2 protein-coding genes are annotated in these 2,402 nt (G+C 59.2%); one reads left to right on the top strand and one right to left on the bottom strand.

The features are described from left to right. Positions 1-839, bottom strand: an 839-nt coding sequence (locus QMC91_RS09875) for an ABC transporter ATP-binding protein (RefSeq protein ID WP_300238070.1), incomplete at its 3' end; no start/stop codon positions are given. 590 nt (positions 840-1,429) lie between these two features. Here QMC91_RS09875 and QMC91_RS09870 point away from each other — a divergent pair. Next, entirely contained in the window at positions 1,430-2,359 is a 930-nt protein-coding gene (locus QMC91_RS09870) for a tetratricopeptide repeat protein (RefSeq protein ID WP_300238069.1), read from the top strand. The last annotated feature ends 43 nt before the right edge of the window (positions 2,360-2,402 follow it).

The raw sequence follows: 2,402 nt of genomic DNA, 5'->3' as shown, positions 1-2,402 counted from the left end.
TGCAGCCCCCGTTCGGCGATGGTCGCGGCAAGCCTCTCCCGGATATCGCTCTTTGCCTGGATGACCGCACGGTTCCCGTTCCGCTCGACCGCGATGATCTCGGGGTCGTCAACGTCCGGCAGGTCTTCCGCGGTCTCGACGACAATCTGGAATGTCCCGCCATCGGGGGATGCAAGGGTTCGGGCGACCTCCTCGATGGTTCCCTGCGCAACAAGCCTTCCTGCTGCAAGCAGCCCGACCGTCCGGCAGACCGCCCGGACCTCCGAGAGGATGTGGGAGGATACAAAGACCGTCTTTCCATCGCCGGCAAGCCGCTTGATGAGGTCGCGGTACTCCCTGACGCCCTCGGGGTCGAGGTTTGCCGTGGGTTCGTCGAGGAAGAGGACCTTCGGATCGTTGATCAGCGCCTGGGCAAGTCCGAGCCGCTGTTTCATCCCGCGGGAGTAATCCCCCGCCTTCTGGGTGACGCCGTCGAGGTGGACGAGTCTGAGGAGGTCGGCGATCCGTTCCTTCCGGTCTGCTGCGTCCATGCCGTAGAACCGGGCGAAGTAGTCCAGGTTCTGTTCGCCGGTCAGGTTCCCGTAGAACCCGACGTCTTCGGGGAGGTAGCCTATGATCTTCTTAACAGCGAGCGGGTCCTTTGCGACCTCGATCCCGTCGACAAAACACCGGCCGGCGGTTGGCTCGATCATGCCGGTGAGCATCAGGATCGTTGTGCTCTTCCCGGCACCGTTCGGGCCAAGAAAACCGAAGATCTCACCTGTCCCGACCTCCAGGTTCAGGCCATCTACGGCCGGTTTTCCGTTATACACCTTTGTGAGGTTCTCTGTTTTTATCATTCTGCACTCTGCCAGGGCCGTTTTCCTGCGGCGTCTTAAGGCAGACTTCGACCTCTGTCTATTAACGTTTTATGTGTCAATCACTTACACGTCGCGCGGCCACCCATGACCAATAATCCCGAGAACATGATTCCGGATAGTTTCCAGCAGGGTGGTATGTGCGGAGACCCTTCGAATCGCCCCGGCTTAACGTCTTTCGTCGAACAACACTCCGCCGGGAACGAATGGACTGTGAGTGATTATAAGGCCGAGAGGCAGTGCAGGGTGAAGAATGAGACGATCCGGAGGCTGTCTCCTCCCTGAAACTGTATCGATGGAGAATCGCCCCCGCGGGGGTGGGGAGTGGGACGTTCCCCGCCCCCTGTCGCAGCGTGTCAGCGGGCACTCTCTTTCCGGGCAGCGATTGCACACTCCCGAACCCGTAAACCGCTCGCGGCGAGGTTCATCAAACCAGGGCACCACCTGAAGGAACTGGCCTGACAGCCTCGTCGTGCGGGGCGCGTGCGCGTCTTGCGCGCCCTGGATGGGTCGTCCGAAAAGTTCTATCTCTCTTCGCGATCAAAGCCTTCAGTATTCAGGCTTGACAGAAAATGACAGAAAATAAGAAGAAACTTGATTATACAGCGATGCAGGCAGCAAACGAGAGAGGTAGTCTCGGCGTCATGGATCTGCTACAGGGTAAGCAGTTTGGATCGATTGCAGAGGTAAACGCATACCTCCAGAAGGTCATCGAGGAGGAGGGCCCGCCGGAGGCACGCACTGACACTCCGCTCAAGAAGGCGCAACAGGTCGCCTACGACGCGATGGAGGCGAGCGGGCACCGGAGGGTGGAACTGGCCAGACGCGCGCTTGAGATCTCACGGGACTGCGCCGATGCCTGGGTGCTACTGGCCGATATGGAGGAGGACCCTCAAAAAGCACTGGAGTATGCCCATGAGGGCGTGGCCGCAGGGGAGCGGGTGCTCGGAAAGGAGTATATCGAGAACGAGGCAGGGAATTTCTGGTTGCTGATCGAGACGCGTCCCTACATGCGGGCGTTGCTCTCACTTGGAGATAGCCTCCTGGCGTCCGGGGATATGGATGAGGCGTTCAGGGTCTACCAGGAGATGCTGCGCCTCAACCCGGGGGACAACCAGGGCGTTAGGGATATAATTGCCCGGTGTTTTGCGGAAGCGGGCAGGGACGATCTATTTGAGATGATCCTGGAGAAATACGGCGATGACCCCGGGGCATCGATCGTCTACGGAAGACCTCTCTGGCTCTTCAGGAAGGAGGCTGGCGCGGAGGCGGCCAACAAAGCGCTCGATGATGCCGTGCGGCAGAACCCATTTGTCCCGGAATACCTGCTCGGAGAGAGCCCGTATCCGAGAGATTTGCCCGACTACTACAGTTTTGGGGACCGGAACGAGGCGATCATCTACGCACTTGGCGCAACCGGGAGCTGGGTCGCCACACCCGGTGCGCTAACCTGGCTGAAGGCGTGTATTTATCTGCAGACTAATAGCGCAAATCTATTGTAAAAATAGTATGGATGGGCTTGCTGCCCGGTTCAGGATCTTCGTC

It is taken from the genome of Methanoculleus sp., from assembly GCF_030019085.1.
In the GTDB taxonomy this organism is placed as follows: Archaea; Halobacteriota; Methanomicrobia; order Methanomicrobiales; family Methanoculleaceae; genus Methanoculleus.
The sequence above is the reverse complement of the archived record's forward strand: the minus strand, read 5'-3'. Positions and strand labels throughout refer to the sequence as shown.